General features: G+C 71.3%; 17 protein-coding genes and 3 CRISPR repeat arrays (1 of these 20 cut by a window edge). Of the genes, 9 read left to right on the top strand and 8 right to left on the bottom strand.

Annotated features, from left to right (window positions below; genetic code table 11):
• Positions 1 to 116: 116 nt before the first annotated feature.
• Positions 117 to 605, top strand: coding sequence for a DUF6420 family protein (locus Sdia_RS29160; RefSeq protein ID WP_189500683.1), 489 nt, complete (start codon positions 117 to 119; stop codon positions 603 to 605).
• A gap of 108 nt (positions 606 to 713) precedes the next feature.
• Here the strand turns inward: Sdia_RS29160 and Sdia_RS29155 are convergent, their stop codons facing one another.
• From Sdia_RS29155 to Sdia_RS29130, 6 genes are all read right to left on the bottom strand, one after another.
• Positions 714 to 851 (bottom strand): hypothetical protein, encoded by a 138-nt coding sequence (locus Sdia_RS29155; protein ID WP_189500681.1) that lies wholly within the window; start codon positions 849 to 851, stop codon positions 714 to 716.
• Positions 852 to 1,121: 270 nt separating this feature from the next.
• Entirely contained in the window at positions 1,122 to 2,630 is a 1,509-nt protein-coding gene (locus Sdia_RS29150) for a serine/threonine-protein kinase (RefSeq protein ID WP_189500679.1), read from the bottom strand.
• A 200-nt stretch (positions 2,631 to 2,830) separates the two neighbouring features.
• Positions 2,831 to 3,529 carry a hypothetical protein gene (locus Sdia_RS29145; RefSeq protein WP_189500677.1) on the bottom strand — a complete coding sequence of 233 codons (699 nt, stop codon included), beginning with the start codon at positions 3,527 to 3,529 and terminating at the stop codon, positions 2,831 to 2,833.
• Between the two features lie 360 nt (positions 3,530 to 3,889).
• Positions 3,890 to 4,369 (bottom strand): hypothetical protein, encoded by a 480-nt coding sequence (locus Sdia_RS29140; protein WP_115069463.1) that lies wholly within the window; start codon positions 4,367 to 4,369, stop codon positions 3,890 to 3,892.
• A complete protein-coding gene (locus Sdia_RS29135; RefSeq protein WP_189500675.1) occupies positions 4,366 to 5,292 on the bottom strand; it encodes a helix-turn-helix domain-containing protein in 927 nt (308 codons plus the stop codon). Before Sdia_RS29135 ends, Sdia_RS29140 begins: the two co-directional genes overlap by 4 nt.
• 129 nt (positions 5,293 to 5,421) lie before the next feature.
• Positions 5,422 to 5,559, bottom strand: coding sequence for a hypothetical protein (locus Sdia_RS29130; RefSeq protein ID WP_189500674.1), 138 nt, complete (start codon positions 5,557 to 5,559; stop codon positions 5,422 to 5,424).
• 834 nt (positions 5,560 to 6,393) lie between these two features.
• On the opposite strand from Sdia_RS29130, the gene Sdia_RS29125 reads away from it, so the two are divergent.
• The gene (locus tag Sdia_RS29125) at positions 6,394 to 7,227 is read left to right on the top strand and encodes a hypothetical protein (protein ID WP_189500672.1); all 834 of its coding nucleotides are present in this window, start codon (positions 6,394 to 6,396) and stop codon (positions 7,225 to 7,227) included.
• A gap of 45 nt (positions 7,228 to 7,272) precedes the next feature.
• Here Sdia_RS29125 and Sdia_RS29120 read toward each other — a convergent pair whose 3' ends face one another.
• Complete coding sequence (locus tag Sdia_RS29120) at positions 7,273 to 7,719, bottom strand: hypothetical protein (RefSeq protein WP_165397131.1); 447 nt, start codon at positions 7,717 to 7,719, stop codon at positions 7,273 to 7,275.
• A 607-nt stretch (positions 7,720 to 8,326) separates the two neighbouring features.
• Positions 8,327 to 8,518 carry a hypothetical protein gene (locus tag Sdia_RS29115; protein ID WP_189500670.1) on the bottom strand — a complete coding sequence of 64 codons (192 nt, stop codon included), beginning with the start codon at positions 8,516 to 8,518 and terminating at the stop codon, positions 8,327 to 8,329.
• Positions 8,519 to 8,627: 109 nt separating this feature from the next.
• Positions 8,628 to 9,397: a CRISPR direct-repeat array (repeat unit 37 nt).
• A gap of 108 nt (positions 9,398 to 9,505) precedes the next feature.
• Positions 9,506 to 10,875: a CRISPR direct-repeat array (repeat unit 37 nt; unit sequence GTTGCGACCCTCGGCCGCCCCGAAGGGCGACCGCCAC).
• A gap of 109 nt (positions 10,876 to 10,984) precedes the next feature.
• On the opposite strand from Sdia_RS29115, the gene Sdia_RS29110 reads away from it, so the two are divergent.
• The 7 genes from Sdia_RS29110 (at position 10,985) to cas2 (ending at position 19,098) form a co-directional block, all read left to right on the top strand.
• Positions 10,985 to 13,357 (top strand): CRISPR-associated endonuclease Cas3'', encoded by a 2,373-nt coding sequence (locus Sdia_RS29110; protein ID WP_262417782.1) that lies wholly within the window; start codon positions 10,985 to 10,987, stop codon positions 13,355 to 13,357.
• A 197-nt stretch (positions 13,358 to 13,554) separates the two neighbouring features.
• A complete protein-coding gene (gene cas5c, locus Sdia_RS29105) occupies positions 13,555 to 14,319 on the top strand; it encodes a type I-C CRISPR-associated protein Cas5c (protein ID WP_189500669.1) in 765 nt (254 codons plus the stop codon).
• 1 nt (position 14,320) lies between these two features.
• Positions 14,321 to 16,147 (top strand): type I-C CRISPR-associated protein Cas8c/Csd1, encoded by a 1,827-nt coding sequence (cas8c, locus tag Sdia_RS29100; RefSeq protein ID WP_189500668.1) that lies wholly within the window; start codon positions 14,321 to 14,323, stop codon positions 16,145 to 16,147.
• A gap of 44 nt (positions 16,148 to 16,191) precedes the next feature.
• Positions 16,192 to 17,115, top strand: a complete 924-nt coding sequence (gene cas7c, locus Sdia_RS29095; RefSeq protein WP_262417781.1) for a type I-C CRISPR-associated protein Cas7/Csd2 — start codon at positions 16,192 to 16,194, stop codon at positions 17,113 to 17,115.
• Positions 17,112 to 17,777, top strand: a complete 666-nt coding sequence (gene cas4, locus Sdia_RS29090) for a CRISPR-associated protein Cas4 (RefSeq protein WP_189500666.1) — start codon at positions 17,112 to 17,114, stop codon at positions 17,775 to 17,777. Before cas7c ends, cas4 begins: the two co-directional genes overlap by 4 nt.
• Positions 17,774 to 18,808, top strand: coding sequence for a type I-C CRISPR-associated endonuclease Cas1c (gene cas1c / locus Sdia_RS29085; RefSeq protein ID WP_189500665.1), 1,035 nt, complete (start codon positions 17,774 to 17,776; stop codon positions 18,806 to 18,808). The genes cas4 and cas1c overlap by 4 nt, the downstream gene beginning before the upstream one ends.
• On the top strand, positions 18,808 to 19,098 hold the full coding sequence (gene cas2, locus Sdia_RS29080) for a CRISPR-associated endonuclease Cas2 (protein WP_189500664.1): 291 nt from the start codon (positions 18,808 to 18,810) through the stop codon (positions 19,096 to 19,098). Before cas1c ends, cas2 begins: the two co-directional genes overlap by 1 nt.
• 146 nt (positions 19,099 to 19,244) lie before the next feature.
• Positions 19,245 to 19,385: a CRISPR direct-repeat array (repeat unit 37 nt; unit sequence GTGGCGGTCGTCCTCCGGGGCGGCCGAGGATCGCAAC); it runs 1,587 nt beyond the window's last position.

The following is a 19,385-nucleotide window of genomic DNA, read 5'->3' as shown; positions in this document are numbered from 1 at the left end:
CATCCCCTGGGCTGCCGCGCGACCTGATCGCGGACAGGTCTTGCTCGACGGGCCGCAGCTGGCCAGCCCGCCGAACGTGACATCTGATCCCGAGACCGTAATAAGGACGAGACGCAGTGAGCACCGAGAACAACCCGCACGGGGCGGCAGGCCCATACACAAGGTTCGATGGCCTTCCGCCGCTGCACCGCAGGGAACTAAGCCTCCCTCGCATCCACCCGTACGACACTGCGGCCCCGGGCCGCTACATCACTCCCGGCGGCGGCCGCCTCACCATCGAGACGAGCACCGCTCACCACCACATCACCCTGGACCACCTCGGCTGCGACGCCCAGACGACCCCGCCCAAGGAAGAAGCCTTCAAGCGGCTCGCGCTCGCCTCCGAAGGAAAATGCGTCCTGGCGGGCTGCGCCCACCGCGCCCGGTACTCCATCGGCAACGTCTACCGAACCTTCCAGGCCCGCACCGACTGGATCACTCCCACCGCGTTCGTCCGTGCACTGCTGGCCATCGAGCTGGGCGACTTCGGCCCCGCCGACGCCCTGGCGACACGGACGAGCACCGATGTCGGTCACCCCCCGCGCCGTCCCGGCTCACGCGACTGAGAGGAACCCCGCACCGCGAGCAGAGCAAGGCCGACGCCCCCGCCTGGCCGAGCAGAGGGCGCGGGTCAAGCCGGCTCGGCGCTCCCGGCCCCCAGCCTGCGGTCGCCGTTAGCGCTGGAGCCAGATGCCGAGGAGGGTGATGACGAGGGTGCTGGCGCCGTACGCCAGGCCGCGGCGGAAACCCCTCCCGCCGAGGCCCAGCACACCACCCTGTCGGCGCCTGGCCGAGTAGAGGGCGCGGGTCAAGCCGGGTTCGGCTCGGCACTCCCGGCCTCCGAGGAGGGTGATGACGAGGGGGCCGCCGCCGTAGGGCAGGCCGCGCAGGAAGTGGCTGGCTGCGAGGCGCCGGTGGGCGGAGGGAGCCCTGTGGTGGGCATCGACCCGGCGGAAGCCTCTTCGGACGAGGAGCCCGACACTCCGGACGACGAAGACCGCTAGCCTCCGCCAGGGACGGTCGGCGGTAACGCGGTCTTACCCAGTTCCGGCACATGACTGGCGCACTGGTCGAGGCGCGGCCTACAGGTGCCGGGGGCGCGGGTGGGGCGCGGGAAGGAGCGCTCCAACGGCCAGGCTGCTCGCCACCCAGGAACCGGCCCCGATCGCGACGGCGCCCGCGACGGACCCGTGCACTGAGGCAGCGGTCAGCGCGCACCCCACGGCGCCGCTGAACAGGCCCGCGGTGGCGGCGAGCTCTGCCTCCGCCCCACCCCGGCGCAGCACCTGCTCGACCAGGGCCCGCACGCCGGCCGTGGCCGCCACGATCACTGGCCCGGTCACCGTGCCGGCCAGCACCGCCGCCCACCAGGGCGCCGGGCTCCACACCAGCAGAGCGACCATCAAGGCCGCGGCGATCAGCATCGCCGCGAACACCCCGACGACGCTTCCCTGCCCGTCCGGCTGATCACCGTCGGATGTCCGCGCCTCCATACGCGAGCCGACCGCGACGCATACGCCGGCCAGCAGGCCCAGCAGACCGGCGAGGAGGCCGGGAACGGCGGTGAGCAACGTCAGCTGCCCGCCGACCAGGACGCCGGTCAGCGCCCCGGCCCGCCAGGCCGCCGAGCGCCCGGGCCCGCTGGCCGCACTCTCCGTACCAGCGGAGGGCGCCGTCGACGCTGGCGGGGAGGTGGCGGCGGGGACCGTGCGGAGGTGGGCGGGCGGCGTCACGACGGCGGTCGCCGGCACGGTGGCCGCGGCGGCTGGCGTCCGCAGGGCGTGAAGGCGCCGTGCGACCTCGGACGCGTCCGCGGGCCGGCGCCGCGGGTCCTTGCGCAGCAGCTCCGCCACCAGTCGGTCGAGCTCGGCGGGTACTTCAGGCCGGCGGGAGCGGACGGGGGCCGGGACCTGATTCAGATGCTGCGCCAGCACCGGCCACCCGCCGCCGGGGAACGGCGGCTCGCCAGTCAGCAGCTCGTAGAGCAGGCACCCCAGCGAGTACAGGTCGCTGCCCGCACCGATCACCGCGTCGCCACGGGCCTGCTCCGGAGACATGTACGAGGGAGTGCCGATCACCGCGCCGGTTCCGGTGAGCGGGTGCCCGAGCGCGTCGGCGCGTCGCGCGATCCCGAAGTCGCAGACCTTCACCCGCCCGTCCGCGGTGAGCAGGATGTTCGCGGGCTTGATGTCGCGGTGCACCACCCCGGCCCGGTGGGCGGCGTGAAGGCCGCGGCAGATCTGCCCTCCCCACGCCATGACGTCGCCGACCGCCGGGAGGCCTTCGGCCAGGACCTCGCCCAGTGAACGTCCCTCGACCAGCTCCATCACCAGGTAGACGACCCGGCTGCCGTCCACCGGCGCCTCGCCGACATCGTGGACGGCCACCACATGCGGATCGCTCAGGGCCGCCGCGGCCCGCGCTTCACTGTCCAGCCGCAGCACCAGGGCCTCGTCCTCGGGCCGGGCCAGCACCTTCACCGCCACCGTGCGGCCGAGACGCTCGTCGACCGCCCGCCAGACCTGGCCCATCCCGCCAGCGCCCAGGAGACCGACCAGCCGGTAACGGCCCGCGAGCGTGGTGCCGTGCATGACGCCCTCCTTCCGGCCGACCCCTCTGCAAGGGGCGGTCCGCTCGACGCGCCGGAACCGCGAGCGGGCCGGCGTCAGGGCACAGCCTACGAAAACACCCCCGGCCCCCCGCTGACCTGGGACGGAACCGGCGCGCGGTGCGGCGACGCCGGAGGAGGCCGCGCCCGAGCGCTCCGCGCCGGACAGCGGCCCGACCAGCGTCACGGGCGCTTCGCCAGCAACACGGCGACCTCGCTGTGATGCTGGACGAAGTCGGCCAGCTCCGGACTGAGCAGCCCAGCCACCCACACCAGGTCCCCCATACGGCGGGCCAGCGGCGCCGCCAGCAGCGGCTCCCAGTGCGCGGCACGGTTGCGCAGCCCGTGCAGATCGCCGATCTTCCGGTCGACCGTGGCGCGGTTGGTTCCCGCCGGGAAGGCCCGGTGGAGGTGCGGCACCCACAACGTCTTCTCGTGAGCCGAGGAGGACAGGTACCGCCACAGGCCCAGCGACAGATCCGCGATGATCTTCCCCGGCAGCGCCTGGACGCCGTACCGGCTGCGCGCGGCGTCGATGGCCCGCCGGGGCTTGTCGTTGATGTCGACCTGCCGCGGACCGCGCGGCCCGCCGCGCTTGGTACGCAGCAGCGGGGCCCGCAGCGGACTCGCCGGGTCGTCGAGCCAGTGCCAGGGCCCCGACCAGGTCGCGTCCAGCGCCGTGGCGTAGGCGTTGCGCAGCGCCACCTCGAAGTGCCCGAGGTCGCGAAGCACCGCGCACGACAGCTCGCTGTTCCACTGGTAGAGCTCCAGCGCCCGAGCGCGGTCGCCGCCGGTCTCGTACAGGTACACCCCGAAGCGGGCCGGGCTCAGCCAGGCCTCCACCCACGGGCCGGCGCCGGGGGCCGGGGAAACGTGCGTCACGTTGTTCCTCCTTCGGATTCGGGTATAGTTCTCGGTGAGAAGCCCCGGTGGACCGCTGACCCTTGTGGTCAAGTCGCCGGGGCTAAGACTTTTTCCGGGCCCGGTGCAGGCCACCGCCCGCCGCCAAGAAACCCAACGTCCCCGCCGAAGTGGCGGCCGTGGACGCCACGGCGAAGCTCTTACACACCATGAGACCCCTGACCCGCCGTGCTACCCGCCCAACCGCGCGACGTCCGCATCGCGGGCCGACCCCCAGGCCGCCCGGGACCAGCGCGTCGACCGGCGGAGCCTTGGTGTGAGACCGCGGGCGAGGCGCTGGCCTGCCTCCCGTCAGGGGGCCCGCTGACGGGAGGCAGATGTTCACGCTGTGGCCGTGCGAAGCCGGAATGCGTTGCGCCAGCGCTCTTCCGGCGAGACGGACGGTCGGGCGCGGGGCCGGGGACGGCGCCTGTGCGGCGCGACCGCCCGGTCGGCGGCGACCAGGTGCGCAAGGACGGCCGCACGGTCTGTTCCGGTGACGGTGGCGATCTGGTCGATGGTCATGTGCAGGTCGTCGTGGAGGAGGCGTGTGACCTCGATGGCGGTGGGGGTGTGACCGCAGCGGCGGGCGACGGTGCGAGTGTGGTGGCTCCACGCCCAGCGGGCCGGGTGCCGTTCGGTGACCACGCTCGTCCAGTTCTCCACGACGACGGCAAAGGTCATGCCGACGGCGATCTGCGCTTCCTCGGGCGGCAGATGCGCGGCGGCGTAGGCGTGGTAGACGGGGCGGTGAAGGTCGTAGAAGGCGTAGTAGCCGTTGGTGAGGACCTTCACGGACTTGATCCTGTCTGGGGTGGTCATCCGAACGCCTCCGCGGAGAGCATGGTTTCACCGGCTGAGCGTGCGCGGGTCCACACCGGGAGCGCGAACTCGGGGAGGCCGTGGAGCACCGTGGTGACCCGGCTGACGGCGTTCCGCGAAGGGACGCCGGGGCCGTGCAGGGCCTGGCGTAGTTCGGGCTCGGTGAGGGACTGCCCCGCGGAGTTGAGGATGTCGGCGATCGTGGGCTCTCCGGCTGCGTACCGCAGGGCTTGCAGGTAGGTGCGCAGGTAGAGAGCAGCGTCTTTGTGGCGGGGCTGGGTGCTGGTGGCCGCGTCCCACAGCGGCCTGATCCGGGCCGGGTCTTTACCGCACAGGCCCGCGATGACCTGGACGTGCTGCCAGGTGGGCTGGCGGTTGCCGGAGAGCATGCGCGAAACGTAGGAGGGGTGGACGTGCATGCCGGCGGCCAGTTCCCGCTGGGACACGCCCGCCTCTGCTTTCATGCGGGTGAGGGCAGAGGCCAGGCGCTGAAGCGGCAGGTACAGCGGGTTGTCCGGGACGGGCAGCTCCTCGGTGGTCGGCTGCGGACTCGTGGGCCTCCGGCGGCGGGGCTTGTGGGACTGGAGGTTCTTGTCGACCGTTCTGGGGTTGTACTTCTTGCGGAGCCGGTCGGTGCTCAGCCCGAAGAGGGGCGCGAGTTCGGTGAGCGACTTGCCCTCGGAGCGCTGGCGCACCACGAGGATGCCGAGAGCCTTCTGGCTGAGGCGTTCCATCTCCAGGACGACGGTGGCCTGGTCGGTGGTGGGGGCGTCGATGGACATCATGCGGGCGAGCTCGGCGCCGAGTGCGGCGTGGTCCTCGGCGATCTCGCGGAGGGCCGCTTTGCAGCGGGTGGCGCGGGCGCCGTCGACTGCGGGTCCCGGCCGGGGCGGCTGGGGCTCGGGGTGCGAACGGGTGGACACTTTGACCTCTTTCGGGGTGCTGGGCGGGCATCTTTGCCCGCCCAGCGGGCAGCGACGGCGTGCTGGAGCCGGGGTGGGGCCGGGGCTTGGCGGGGGAGGCGGGAAGGCCCGCCACCCCGTCCTGGCGGGTCAGCGGCGGCGGACCCGCCGGTGGACCAGCGACGATCCGTGCGCGGCTGTCACGCCCAGGGTCAGGTAGGGCAGCTCCCGGGGGCCGAGAGCGTCCGCGGCGGCGAGAAGAGGCGCGAAAAGCGCGACGACGATCATGCTCCCGCGCAGCGTGACAGCCGTGGCATCCCACTGGGACGTTTGAACTGCGCGCGGAGCAGGGATGATACGTTCGCCGCTGAGTTTCCCGGCACGCACTTCGGAGCGTGCAAGGAGACCGGCAAGACGGCAGCGCAACATGAGGGTCCTCTTTCGGTCTTCGGTTGGAGCTGGCGTTGCAGAGCGACAAGAGACCCCGGTGAGCGAGTCAGCCAACGAGCAGCCGGGGTCTTTGCCGTTCCCCGGCGAAGAACCGGGGATCGGAATGTACTACCTAACGCGCTCGCTCGACGCCGGTGCGTAGCGGTGCGGGCGTCGATGCCCATCAGTCAACGCCGATCGGCGAGTTGAACGCTTCCGCGAGATCCGTGCAGTTTTGAGCGGAATCGGTCGCAAATGAAAGGGCAATACGCCCATCAGGTGTCGAATCACTCAATCTGGCTTCCCTGGGGGCGGGCGGTGCGACCCCATGGCGCGCCCGAGCGTGCGCCCCTCTCTGGCTCGTACGCCTCGTGGAAACTGGCAACGAATCCGGGCGAAAGTGAGCGCCTGTTCGACTGAGGCGCCGGCGCGCGCCTTGGCGACGGCAAGCGGGTGGACGATCCCGGCCGGTCCGGTTCGGGGGAGTTCGCCGAGCTCGCGCGGCCAGCGTTCGGCGGCCGCGTGGCGGACGGAGGAGCTGCACCGCGGTGCAGCGCCCCCGGGCTTCACCCCGGGTCGCCCCCCCCGCACGACGCCGAGAAGGCCGCGCAAGACGAGTCCCACGGAGAACCGGCGGCGGGCCGGCGCTCGGCCCGGCAGAATCAGCGGTTCGTTCACGCCCTTGGGGGAGCCATGCAGGAACTCCGCTTCGACGACATCCGGTTCACCACGGCGGCCGACGGTGACCAGACGTGGCTGCGCCGCACGCTGGGCGGCCACGAGCTGAGCGTTCAGCTCGCCGTCGGGGTCTCGCCGTTCGCCGAGGCCGGGAAGATCCTCGCCCTGGAGGCGGAGCTGTTCGGCTTCGGCGCCGCTCCTGCGCAGCGGTCCCGGCTTGGCCGCATCACGGCGAACCTCGCGTACACCCCCCTCGTGACGGTCCACCGGGTGAACCTGGTGTTCCCGCTGACATCGCTGCAGGTCCACGCGATCGAGGAGGCCCGCACCGGGGACGTCCGGTTCGAGATCGACCTCGACGCCACCCTGCCGCAGGCGGCCGGATACCCGGGGTGCGCCCAGGTCAGGGAACACATCACCGTCGCCAAGAGCACCTGGGAACAGCAGATCGCACAGCTCGGACCGTCCGCGGCCTTCGAGATGGCCGTGCCCTTCCCGCTCGGCGACCCGCAGCGCGCCGAGGTCGGCCTGCTGCTGCGGGAAGCCCAGCGGCTGCTGACCACGGGGGAGATCCGGGCGTCGATCCTGGAGATCCGGCGGGCGCTGGAGTGGATTCAGCACCACGTGGACTGGGACAGGCCCGGGTCGAAGAAGCTCGCCGCCCAGTGCAACCAGACCGAGCGCTGGTGGCGCATCCAGGACGCCCTCTACAGCCAAACATCCGGAGCCATGCACAACGACCCGGTCACCGCCGACTTCGCCTACGACCGCGCCGAGGCGGAGACGCTCTTGGCGATGACCGCAGCACTGCTGCGGAACGTGTCCGCCACCCCGAGTCCCCACTCGTGAGCCGGGGGGCCTGCCACCGGCTCACCGGCCGGTGGCAGGCCCGGTCTAGGGCGTCGCTGCGGCGGTGAGGGGTGCGGGGAAGGCGACCCACACGGGCGTGTCGATGTCGTCGCCCAGGTCGGGGACGTGCTTGGCCAGGGTGGGCAGGAAGCGGTCCGGCCTGCCGTTGACGCCGTGGATGACCTTCACCGGTCGCCGGGTGGCGTCGGCGAGGGCCTGCGCCTGGTCCATCACCGCGACGAGGGTGTCATTGAACCGGCCGAAGCCGGTGGCCGGCCCCGCGCACTCCGGTCCGGCGCGGCCGACCAGGACGCGAGTGTGCCAGCCCTGGGGCTCGCGGGTGTAGTCGACCATCACGCGCAGCACCCACGCCGCCTGCTCGCTCTCGTCCAGGCCCTCGATGCCCTCGCCGTCCCGCAGCAGGTCGAGGCGGTCCTCGCCGGGGCCGGGGGACGCCGTGACGGCGGCCATCCACTGCTCAAAGTCGCTCATGCCCGCTCAACGAGCAGCCGGCGCAGACAGCACGCCGCGGTACCGGGCCCTACGCCGGCAGCGCCTCAGCCGAGTTCCGGTTTCTGAAACCGATGCAGGCCAGCGATCGAAGGGAGGCGTCGCCTGGAGGGCCGGGTGCGGTGGGATGCCGTGCTGGACGTACCAGCCGCGGTCCTGCGGGTACTGGTGCTGAACCCGGCGCGGTCCGGGTCCAGGCCGAGGCCGCACCTTCGGTACGTGCACCGCTGTCGCGTCGAACGCCTCGTGCCCTGAGGCGCGAGTGAGCGTCACCCGGCGCCGGGGCCGAAGGCGGCCCACGCGCCGAGCCCGAAACCTCCGCCCCGCCCGGCGCACCTCCAACGCGACCGGGCCGCCGAAGTGCCCCGGGACGAGCAGTGCGCGTTCGTTGCGGCGCGGGCGAGGGCCCGGCGGTGGCTGCGTGCCGCCCGCCGGACGCTGTCAGGCGGCGTACAAGGTTCGACCAGCGGAGCCCTCCGACGAGCGCGCTGGTTCCCCTTCGCGGGCGAGGCGAGGCAAGTACCTCCTCGCCTCGCCGCCATCTCGGCTGAACCCGGTCACGCCGAGAGCGAGTTCACGGAGACGGTGGTCAGAGGCGGGTCATGAGGAGGGCGAGACCTGCTGCGGCGGCACGGTGCTGGTAGGTCCGCAGGCCAGGGGCGCCGGCAGCCGCCGGCCGCCGGGCGTTGCGGTGCCAGTGCCCGGTGAGCGCCGCCAGGTACGCCGTGGTGGTGGCGGGGCTGGTGGCGGTCGCGGCGTGGTCGCGAAGCAGGGCAGCCACGTCGGTGACCGGGTGCCCGGCGAGGACGAGCTGAGGGGCGAGCGAGGCCGCGTCGATGCAGGGCGACCGCGACCCCGCGCGGGGGCTTCGCGTCCTGGCGGCCGCCGAGGTTGCGATCCTCGGCTGCCCCGGATGGCGACCGCCACCTCGACCTGCATCTGCTCCTGCGCCAGGAGATGTGGTTGGGATCCTCGGCCGCTCCGGGGGGCGACCGCCACCTCTCCCTTACCGGAGCCGGTGCCGCCCGCGATGAGGTTGCGATCCTCGGCCGCCCCGGAGGGCGACCGCCACCACGCCGTAGTGCGCGGGGCGCCCCACGACAGAGGAGTTGCGATCCTCGGCCGCCCCGAAGGGCGACCGCCACGGCGACGGCCTGCGGGCTGATCCCGTTGGACCGGCCAGTTGCGATCCTCGGCCGCCCCGGAGGACGACCGCCACCCGGTGGGCGTTGAGCTCGCCCTCGTACTCCTGCTGGTTGCGATCCTCGGCCGCCCCGAAGGGCGACCGCCACCGCTCGTCAGTGCGCAGGCGCTCAGCGGGCACCCGGAGTTGCGATCCTCGGCCGCCCCGGAGGGCGACCGCCACATCGTTGGGCATGGTGATGCCGCGCCACGTGCTCTGGTTGCGATCCTCGGTCGCCTCGGAGGGCGACCGCCACCTCGCGCCTGACGAACTGGACCGGCACGTGGAGAATGTTGCGATCCTCGGCCGCCCCGGAGGGCGACCGCCACCACGAGCAGCACGTCCGTGCGCCGTCGGCATGGAAGTTGCGATCCTCGGCCGCTCCGAAGGGCGACCGCCACCGTCCACCTGGGGCTGGCCAGCCTCCAGAGGACGATGGAGTTGCGATCCTCGGCCGCCTCGGAGGGCGACCGCCACCCGGCTCGCGCAGTTCTCCGCTGGTCACGCTGCCGATGTTGCGATCCTCGGCCCCCCGAAGGGCGACCGCCACCGTGCGCCTGATCCGCGATGCCCCCACCGAACCGTGGTTGCGACCCTCGGCCGCCCCGGAGGGCGACCGCCACGCCGCGCAGGTCTCGACGTCCTGCGGTGGTGACGCCGTTGCGATCCTCGGCCGCCCCGAAGGGCGACCGCCACCGAGCGCTCGACCAGGGGGGTCACGGTGAAGACCGAGTTGCGACCCTCGGCCGCCCCGAAGGGCGACCGCCACGGCGCTCGATGACGACCTGGCCGCCGAGCTGACGCAGTTGCGACCCTCGGCCGCCCCGAAGGGCGACCGCCACGCCGTCGACTTCCTCCGCCACTGCTCCATCGTCGAGAAGTTGCGACCCTCGGCCGCCCCGAAGGGCGACCGCCACAGCACCGCCGCCGCTGACCTCGACCACCAACCCCCCGGTTGCGACCCCTCGGCCGCCCCGAAGGGCGACCGCCACTGTACCGGGGGGTGTCGCCCTTGCGGCGGCGCGGCGGCGTTGCGACCCTCGGCCGCCCCGAAGGGCGACCGCCACGATCACGCTCAACATCACCGAGTAAACGGCGACGGGGTTGCGACCCTCGGCCGCCCCGAAGGGCGACCGCCACATGGGCGGCGACGCTGTACATGGTCGAGGAGCGGATGTTGCGACCCTCGGCCGCCCCGAAGGGCGACCGCCACCCCTTTCACGGCATGACGATGCCCGGCGACAAGTGGGGTTGCGACCCTCGGCCGCCCCGAAGGGCGACCGCCACGTCGTGGACTGGACCACCAAGGGCAAGCCGGTCACGGAGTTGCGACCCTCGGCCGCCCCGAAGGGCGACCGCCACAAGGCTGCGGGGGTGTCCATGGGCAAGTACATCGCCGTTGCGACCCTCGGCCGCCCCGAAGGGCGACCGCCACCCCGCACGGCAAAACCGTGAGGGCCGCCCGACCGGAGGGTTGCGACCCTCGGCCGCCCCGAAGGGCGACCGCCACCATCGCGCGGTAGAGCCGCGGGGTGGCGAGGGGGGCGAGTTGCGACCCTCGGCCGCCCCGAAGGGCGACCGCCACACCACCCCGAGCGGACCGAGGTCGGACAGGAGGTGTGGTTGCGACCCTCGGCCGCCCCGAAGGGCGACCGCCACCAGGTCGGTGTGCCGGGCGAGGCCCCGGGTCATCTCGTTGCGACCCTCGGCCGCCCCGAAGGGCGACCGCCACCCTCGGGGGTCGAGGCGGCCACCAGGGGACTCACGGTGTTGCGACCCTCGGCCGCCCCGAAGGGCGACCGCCACTCGCAGGTGCAGCGGGTGTACGCACGCCTCGACACCGAGTTGCGACCCTCGGCCGCCCCGAAGGGCGACCGCCACGGTAAGTTCCGGCCCTCATCCACGATCACCTTGGGAGGTTGCGACCCTCGGCCGCCCCGAAGGGCGACCGCCACCCTGGTTGGCCAGGGGTTTGTCTGTCTGCGTGCTCTCGACCACCAGTTAAGCAAGGCCCAATTGCGAGCAAATCTGACATTTTCCTTAGGTGTGATTGGCGTGTCGTGTGTGCGCTTCAGGTTCCGAAGCAGCCTGGCTGGTCGCTTCGATGTGGTCTGGGTTGTGGTGTCGGTGGCCCACTTTACGGTGGCTGCCTTCGGTGGGTGGTCGATCGGTGAGGGGGCCGGGATGTCGGGTCGTGAGTTGTTCGCGCACAGCCAGAATCCGTGGGGTGTGCGGCATCTGCTGGTGGATCACCTGAGGGGTTCGGCTGCTCTGGCGCGGGGGTTCGGTGAGGTGTTCGGGGCTGGGGAGGCGGCGGAGTTTCTGGGGTTGGTGCATGACGTGGGGAAGGGGTGTTGTGCCTGGCAGGAGCGGTTGGGGGTGGTTGAGGGCTCGGGTGGCCGGGTGGGGGTGCCGCACAAGGAGGCGGGGACGGTGCTGGCGGCTCGGGTGGCGGGCCGTCAGTTGGCCGCAGTGGTGCAGGGGCATCACGGGGGTCTGCCGGATCAGGTGAAGGTCAAGGAGGTGGTGGCGGAGCTTCGGGGGAGCTCGGTGGTGGCTGAGCAGGCGCGGGAGGCGACGGCGGCTGTGGCGCGGCTGGTGCCGGAGGCGGTGAGGGCGGAGCGGATTGCCCCGCCGTCGTGGTTGGCGGGGGTCGGGTCGGCGGAGCGTCGGGCTGAGGCCTTGGATCTGTATACGCGGATGGTGTTCAGCTGTGTGGTGGACGCCGATTACCTGGATACGGCGGCGCACTTCGCCGGCGGAGTGCCGCGGGTGGCCGGGCCGGTGGACATGGGGGCGTTGTGGGAGCGGTTTCGGGTGCGGCGGGAGGGGGTGCTGGCGGCGCGGGGGGTGTCGCCGGTGGATGGGGTGCGGGGGCGGGTGTTCGAGGAGGCGGTGGCTTCGGGTGAGGGGGAGCGGGGGTGGCACGTGCTGCATGTGCCGACGGGTGGGGCGAAGACGATGGCGGGGGCGGGGTTCGCTTTGCGGCATGCGGTGCGGCACGGGTTGCGGCGGGTGGTGGTGGCTGTTCCGTTCATCAGCGTGACCGAGCAGACGGCTCAGGTGTACCGGGACCTTCTCGACCCGGAGGAGCGGTCGGAGGAGGGGCTGGGGGTGGTGCTGGAGCATCACAGTGCGGTGCAGCTGGAGGGCGAGGGCGCCGAGGGGGCGTGGGGTCGGCTGGCGGCGGAGAACTGGGATGCACCGGTGGTGGTGACGACGACGGTGCAGTTGTTCCAGTCGCTGTTCTCGCGGAAGCCGTCGGCGATGCGGAAGCTGCACCGGCTGGCGGGGTCGGTGATCGTGCTGGATGAGGTGCAGGCGCTGCCGGACCGGTTGCTGGTGCCGATCTTGAGTGTGTTGCGGGAGCTGGTGGAGCACTTCGGGGTGTCGTTGGTGCTGGCGTCGGCGACGCAGCCGGCGTTCTGGTCGTTGTCGCAGTTGGAGGGGGTGCCACGGCGGATGGTGGTGGGGGACGTGTCGAACCTGTTCGAGGAGTTGCGGCGGGTCGGGTACGAGTGGCGGATGGGGGAGGGGGTGACGTGGGAGTCCGTGGCCCGCGAGATCGCGGAGGAGGGCGGGGAGCAGGTTCTGGCGGTGGTGAACACGACGCGGGATTCGGCGCGGCTGCACCGGTTGCTGACGGGTGAGGAGCCGGGCGTGGTGGGGGTGGGGGTGCCGGTGTGGCATCTGTCGACGCGGATGACGTCCGGGCACCGGCGTGAGGTGATCGAGCATGTGCGTGGGGAGCTGAAGGCGGGGCGGCCGGTTCATGTGGTGTCGACGTCGTTGATCGAGGCGGGGGTCGATGTGGACTTTCCGCGGGTGTACCGGGCGTGGGCTCCGGCGGAGTCGTTGCAGCAGGCGGCGGGCCGCTGCAACCGCGACGGCCGGCTGGGCGAGGGGCGTGTGGTGGTGTTCCGGCCGGCCGGCGGCCATATGCCGAAGGATCTGTCCTACCGGGCGGCGATGGACGCCACCGCCGAGTTCTTCGGCCCAGGCCTGAAGTTCCCGGACGACCTGGAGGCGTTGGGGGCCTACTACCGGAAGCGGTGGGCTTTGCAGGGGGCCGGCAGCAGGGCGATGGGGGAGGAGATTCAGGAGATGCGGCGGCGGTGGGACTTCCCGGCGGTGGCGGACGCGTTCCAGATGATCGACAACGCGTACGCGCAGTCGGTCGTCGTGGTCCGCCCGGGCAGGCCGGAGGTCGAGGCGGACATCGCTGCGTTGCGGTCGCCGTATCCGTGTGGGCCGGAGCCGTTGCGGCGGCTGCAGCCGCACATGGCGACGTTGCCGCGCCACGAGGTTGCCCGGGCGTTGGGGGCGGGGCTGGCCGAGCCGGTCGTGGGTGACCTGGTGGTGTGGCGGGGGTTCTACGACCCGGTGCGGGGCCTGGATGCGGACCGTCCGGAGGACCGTGGCGGTTTCGTGCTCTGAGCCGCCGCGGGGGCCTGTTCCAGGTGGCGGGGACCGGAGTTGGGGGTTCCGGGGGCTGATTGTCAGTGCCTCTGCCTACAGTGCGGGATCAGTAGGGGACAGTCGGTGACGACGTGTCTCGTGGTTCCGTGCTGCCCGTGCGGGGCCCGCCCTTCGGCGGCCCTGCACGAGGTGGTGCTCGGCAGAGAGCGGTTGTGATGAGGGCGACGGTGCCGGCGAGGCGTAGAGCGGCCCGGGGCAATGAGGGGTGGGCGTTTCCGGACCTGGTGGTGGAAGTGTGGGGGGATGCTGCCTGCTTCACGCGGCCGGAGCTGAAGACGGAGCGGGTGAGCTATCCGTTGATGACGCCGTCGGCGGCTCGTGGGGTGCTGGAGGCGATCTTCTGGAAGCCGCAGTTCCACTACGTGGTGCGGAAGATCGAGGTGCTGCGTCCGGTGAGCTGGATGCGGGTGCGCCGCAACGAGGTGAAGTCGGTCATCAGCGTCCAGGAGGTGAAGAAGCTCCAGGCTGACCGGCGGCACCGGTACGACGTGGAGGCGGACCGGGACCAGCGCAGCACGCTGGCGTTGAGGGATGTCCGCTACCGGATTCACGCGCAGATCGTGGTGTCGCCCGAGGCGCTGGCGGGGTCGGCGAAGTTCCCCCCGGCATCGGAGGAGAAGTACCGCGAGCAGTTGCGGCGCCGGGTCGAGCGCGGGGCGTGTTTCTCGGAGCCGTTCCTGGGGTGCCGGGAGTTCTCCGCGTCGTTCGGGAAGCCTGACCCCGGGCAGCGGGCGGTGGACTTCAGCGACGAGCTCGGGGTGATGCTGCACTCCATCGAGTACGGGCCCGGCGGGGAGCGGTACCGGTGGTTCCGCGCCTCGGTCACCGACGGGGTGATGGAGATCCCCCTGGAGCCGTTGCCCGAGGGTGCGGTCGCGATCGTCTCGCCCGGGTGGCGTGCGGACGGGGCGGAGGGCTGAGGTGCTGCTGCAACGGCTGACGGAGTACGGGGAGCGGATCGCCGGCAAGCTGCCGGCGGAGTTCTACCGGGAGAAGCAGATCCACTGGGTGCTGGACATCGGCGAGGACGGCCAGCAGGGAAGGCTCCTGCGCCGCAAGGTGTCGGGCCGTCAGCGCGACCAGGTGGTGAGCAAGCCCGTCCCCTACGTGCAGCGTTCGGGGACGAAGGTGCCGCCCTACCTGCTGGTGGACACGGCCGAGTTCGCCCTCGGCATCGCGAAGGCGGACAAGGACGGCGAGGTCACGGACAAGGCGAAGGACGAGGCGGAACGCCGTCACGAGGCGTACCGGGAACTCGTCCTGCGCTGGGCCGGCACCTCGGACGAGCCCTCAGCCGCGGCCGCGCAGCGGTTCTTCTCGGCCGGGCCGGTGACGTTCTCCTTGCCGGAGGGCGTCGACGCCAAGCAGGTCGAGGCGAAGGACACGGTCGCGGTCATGGCCGGCACGCGCTGGCTGCACGACCTGGACTCGGCGCAGCGGCTGTGGGCCCAGGAGGTCCGCGCCCGCAAGGGAGGTGCCGAGGAGCGGTCCGGACTGTGCCTGGTGTGCGGCGAGCACCGTGCGCTGCTGGCGACGATCCCGGAGCCGGTCAAGAAGGGGGCCGTCCCGACAACGGGCGGCAGCAACGAGGGCCAGCTCATCAGCATCAACGCCCCCGCCCAGGGCCGCGGCGGCGCCACGCAGCTGGTGAACACCCCGGTGTGTCACCAGTGCGGCGGACGGTCCATGGCCGTCCTCAACCACCTGCTCGCCTCGGACCGGCACCGGCGCCGCTTCCGCGACGACGGCGTCCTGCTGTGGTGGACCCGCCACGGCCAGGACGACTCCGCGCTCGCCATGTTCTTCGACGACCAGCCCGACCCCGCCGAGGTCGAGCGCCTCCTCGACTCCGTCCACACCCGCCCCGCGCCCACCGCCGGCGGCGGGCTGGACACGGACGCCTTCTACGCGCTGTCCCTGGGCCTGAACAACGCCCGCCTGGTCGTACGGGACTGGATCGACATCCCCCTGCCGGCCGCCCGCCGGAACCTGGCGGCCTGGTACGAGGACCACGGCGTCTGGGACGGCTGGGAGGGCCGGACCCGCTACGTCCCGCTGTGGCAGATGGCCCTGTCCTGCGGCCGCTGGCTCGGCGAGCGCTACGCACCTAAAAGCGCGCCCCACGGCCTGGAGCCGGAGCTGCTCCGCAGCGCCCTGCACCAGATCCGGCCGCCCGCCCGCGCCCTGCCTCTGCTGCTGCAGCGCGTCCACGCCGACCGCCGCATCGACCTGCCCCGCCTCGCCCTGCTGAGGCTGCTCCTCAACCGTTCCCACAACCCCCAGGACCACCTGATGCCCCAGCTCGACAAGGACAGCACCGACCCCGCCTACCGCTGGGGCCGCCTCTTCGCCGTCCTGGAAGCCGTGCAGTACGAGGCGCTCCCGGACATCAACACCACGCTGCGCGACAAGTTCTTCAGCGCCGCCTCCACCGCGCCCGCCAGCACCATGCCCCGGCTCTACAGGGACGCCAGAGCCCACCTCAAGCGCCTGCGCCGGGACAAGCCCGCCGCCGCCCACGCCCTGGAAGCCCGGCTGGACGAGATCTACGAGAAGGTCTGCGACGACCTTCCCGGCCACCTCGACGACGTCCAGCAGGGCCGCTTCATCATCGGCTACTCCCACCAGCGCGCCGAGGACCGGGCCCGACGCCGGGCCGCCAAGGAGGCCAAGGAGAAGGCCCAGCGAGAGGCGAAGACGGCCGACGTGCCCGCCCAGGCCGACGCCCCGCAGCTGTCCGCCAGCTGACGCACCACACCCACCAACCCCGACAGCACAACGAAAGTCACATCATGACCATGAGCGACGCTCACCTGGACCCCACCCGCAAGCACGACTTCGTCTTCCTCATCGAGGCCATCGACTCCAACCCCAACGGCGACCCCGACAACGCCGGCATGCCCCGCACCGACCTGGTCAGCGGCCAAGGCCTGATCACCGACGTCGCCATCAAGCGCAAGATCCGCAACACCGTCGCCCTCATCAACACCCTCGAACCGCGCGAAGGCCGCGAGATCTACGTCGAAGCCGGCACCGCCCTCAACAGCCAGCACGAACGCGCCTACACCGACAGCCAGGTCACGGACCAGAAGTCCGCCCAGGAATGGATGTGCCGCAACTTCTTCGACGTGCGGATGTTCGGCGCCGTCATGACCACGGGCAAGCCCACCAAGCAGGCCGGCCGCGTCCAGGGCCCCGTCCAGATCGGCTTCTCCCGCACCATCGACCCCATCACCCCCCTCGACATCGGCATCACCCGCGTCACCCCCACCAAAGAAGAAGACGCCAAGGCGTGGCGCGAGCGCAGCAAAGCCGACGACAGCGACGCCAAGGGCAAAGAGACCGAGATGGGCTCCAAGTACGTCGTCCCCTACGCCCTCTACCGCGGCACCGGACACTTCAGCGCCCCCCTCGCCCACCGCACCGGCGTCACCAGCGACGACCTCGCCCTCTTCTGGCGCGCCTTCGAGATCATGCTCGAACACGACCGCGCCGCCGCCCGCGCCAACCTCGCCCTGCGCGGTCTGTACGTCTTCACCCACGACGACGCCTTCGGCCGCGCCCCCTCCCACGAACTCTTCGACCGCATCACCGTCAAAGCTCGCGGCGACGTCAACGCCCGAACCTTCACCGACTACGGAACCGTCGAAATCCGCGATACCGACCTCCCGCCCGGCATCACCCTGACCACCCTCCTCCCGCGCACCACCGGATGACCACCCCACACACCAGCCCAGGCGGAGAGCGCGAACCCACCCAGATCACGCTCTCCGCCCTGGAGCACCACGCCTACTGCCCACGCCAGTGCGGCCTCATCCTGCTCGAAGACGCCTTCACCGACGATGCCGCCACGATCCGCGGCACCCACCTGCACCAACGCGTCGACACCCCAGGCAACAAAGGACGCGGCACCATCCGCACCCTGCACGCCCTGCCCGTCTGGCACGACGACTACGGCCTCACCGGTACATGCGACACCGTCGAACTGCACCACGACGGCCGCATCCTGCCCATCGAACACAAGTCCGGCCGCTACATCCCCGGCGGCCCTGCCGACGTCCAAGCCGCAGCACAGGCCCTCTGCCTGCAATCCATGTTCCAGCGCCCCGTCCCCGAGGCCGCCATCTTCTCCGCCGCCGACCGCAGACGCCACCTCATCACCATCGACGACACCCTGCGAAGCCGCGTCCTTCACACCGCACATGCTGTCCGAACTCTCCTCGACAGCGGCCACCTCCCCGCCCCTGCAGCCGATACCCGATGCCGACGCTGCTCCATGGCCACCCACTGCATGCCCCAAGCCCTCGCCGACACCCGCCGCTACCAACAAGCTCTCACCGCACTCCACACCCCTGACCACCAGGACAACCCAGCGTGACCACCGAACTCCTCAACACCCTCTACGTACAGACCCAGGGTGCCGACCTCCGTCTCGAACAGGACAGCCTGCGCGTCCACCTACCCGACACTCCCGGACGCCAGATACTTCCACTGCGCCGCATCGACGCCATCGTCCTGTACGGCCACATCAACCTCTCCACGGAACTGATCACCCGCTGCGCCCAAGACCGCAGACCGGTCACCTGGATGACCAGAGGAGGCCGCTACCTCGCTCGCCTCGACGGAGCCATCCACGGCAACGTTCTCCTCCGCCATGCCCAACACCAATGCCACGCAGATGCCGAAGCCCGACTCGGCATCGCCCGCAACCTCGTCGCCGGGAAGATCCGCAACAGCCGCTGGGTCCTTCTGCGAGCCGCCAGAGATGCCACCCCCACATCAAGAACCCGCCTACGCGAAGCAGCCGCCTCACTGGCAGAGGGCATCGCGGCCACCAGCACCGCTGAATCCCTCGACATCCTTATGGGCGTGGAAGGAAACGCCGCCCGCACCCACTTCGCCGCCCTGGCCTTCGCCATCCGGCCCACCGACGGAGTTCCGGCCTTCTCTCATCGCAACCGCCGGCCGCCCACCGACCCGGTCAACGCTCTGCTCTCCTACACCTACGGACTACTCCGAGGACTCGTCCACGGAGCCGCCGAACAAGTCGGCCTTGACCCCTACATCGGCTTCCTTCACGGAATCCGCCCTGCCAAACCGGCTCTCGCCCTGGACCTCATGGAAGAGTTCCGCCCCGCACTGGCCGACCGGTTCGCCCTGACCCTGCTCAACCGCCGGCAACTCCGCCCAACCCACTTCCAAACCAACCCCGGAGGCGCCGTCCACCTGACCGACGACGCCCGGAAAGCCGTCATCACAGCCTGGCAGGACTGGAAGACACAGCCCTGGGAACACCCCATCGTTGGCCGCGACATCCCCGCCGGCCTCCTACCAGTCGTCCAAGCACGCATCCTGGCCCGACACCTCCGAGGAGACCTCCCCGCCTACCTGCCCTGGGCCGCAGCCTGATGGAACTCCTCCTCACCTACGACGTCGACACCACCACGCCCGAAGGCCGCCGCAGACTCCGCCGCGTAGCCAAGCTCTGCGAGGGACACGGCATCCGCGTGCAAAAATCCGTCTTCGAGATCATCACGGACGACCAAACCCTGCTGCAGCTCACATACGACATCGAGGACCTGATCAACACCGAAACCGACAGTGTACGGATCTACCGACTGCCCCCCTCAGGCACAGAAACCGTCCAAACTCTCGGAGCGGCAGCACCTCACCCACATCGCAGCGACCTGATCCTGTAGGCGACGGCACGCTCCGCTTCGGAACCTCAAGCACACACGCGACACGCCCATCACACCTAAGGAGAATGCCGGATATGTGCGCTAATGGGCATTCTTCAGCTGGCTCTCGTGAGTACTCAGATGGCCAAAACCCCTGACCAACCAGGGTGGCGGTCGTCCTCCGGGGCGGCCGAGGATCGCAACGACGCTGAGGCGGACCGCCGGACCAAGCTCCGCACGGTGGCGGTCGTCCTCCGGGGCGGCCGAGGATCGCAACCACTCCGCCTCGAAGGCGTCGAGGTCGGCGT

The sequence above is a fragment of the Streptomyces diastaticus subsp. diastaticus genome (assembly GCF_011170125.1).
In the GTDB taxonomy this organism is placed as follows: Bacteria; Actinomycetota; Actinomycetes; order Streptomycetales; family Streptomycetaceae; genus Streptomyces; species Streptomyces diastaticus.
Note: the sequence above shows the minus strand (reverse complement) of the source record. Positions and strands in the feature narration are given on the sequence as shown.

Excerpts from the sequence above, each read along its gene's own strand:
- Sdia_RS29150 (WP_189500679.1), bottom strand. The coding sequence starts at position 2,630 with ATGCACGGCACCACGCTCGCGGGCCGTTACCGGCTGGTCGGTCTCCTG.
- Sdia_RS29140 (WP_115069463.1), bottom strand. The coding sequence starts at position 4,369 with ATGACCACCCCAGACAGGATCAAGTCCGTGAAGGTCCTCACCAACGGC.
- Sdia_RS29130 (WP_189500674.1), bottom strand. The coding sequence starts at position 5,559 with ATGATCGTCGTCGCGCTTTTCGCGCCTCTTCTCGCCGCCGCGGACGCT.
- Sdia_RS29125 (WP_189500672.1), top strand. The coding sequence starts at position 6,394 with ATGCAGGAACTCCGCTTCGACGACATCCGGTTCACCACGGCGGCCGAC.
- Sdia_RS29120 (WP_165397131.1), bottom strand. The coding sequence starts at position 7,719 with ATGAGCGACTTTGAGCAGTGGATGGCCGCCGTCACGGCGTCCCCCGGC.
- cas5c (WP_189500669.1), top strand. The coding sequence starts at position 13,555 with ATGAGGGCGACGGTGCCGGCGAGGCGTAGAGCGGCCCGGGGCAATGAG.
- cas7c (WP_262417781.1), top strand. The coding sequence starts at position 16,192 with ATGACCATGAGCGACGCTCACCTGGACCCCACCCGCAAGCACGACTTC.
- cas4 (WP_189500666.1), top strand. The coding sequence starts at position 17,112 with ATGACCACCCCACACACCAGCCCAGGCGGAGAGCGCGAACCCACCCAG.
- cas2 (WP_189500664.1), top strand. The coding sequence starts at position 18,808 with ATGGAACTCCTCCTCACCTACGACGTCGACACCACCACGCCCGAAGGC.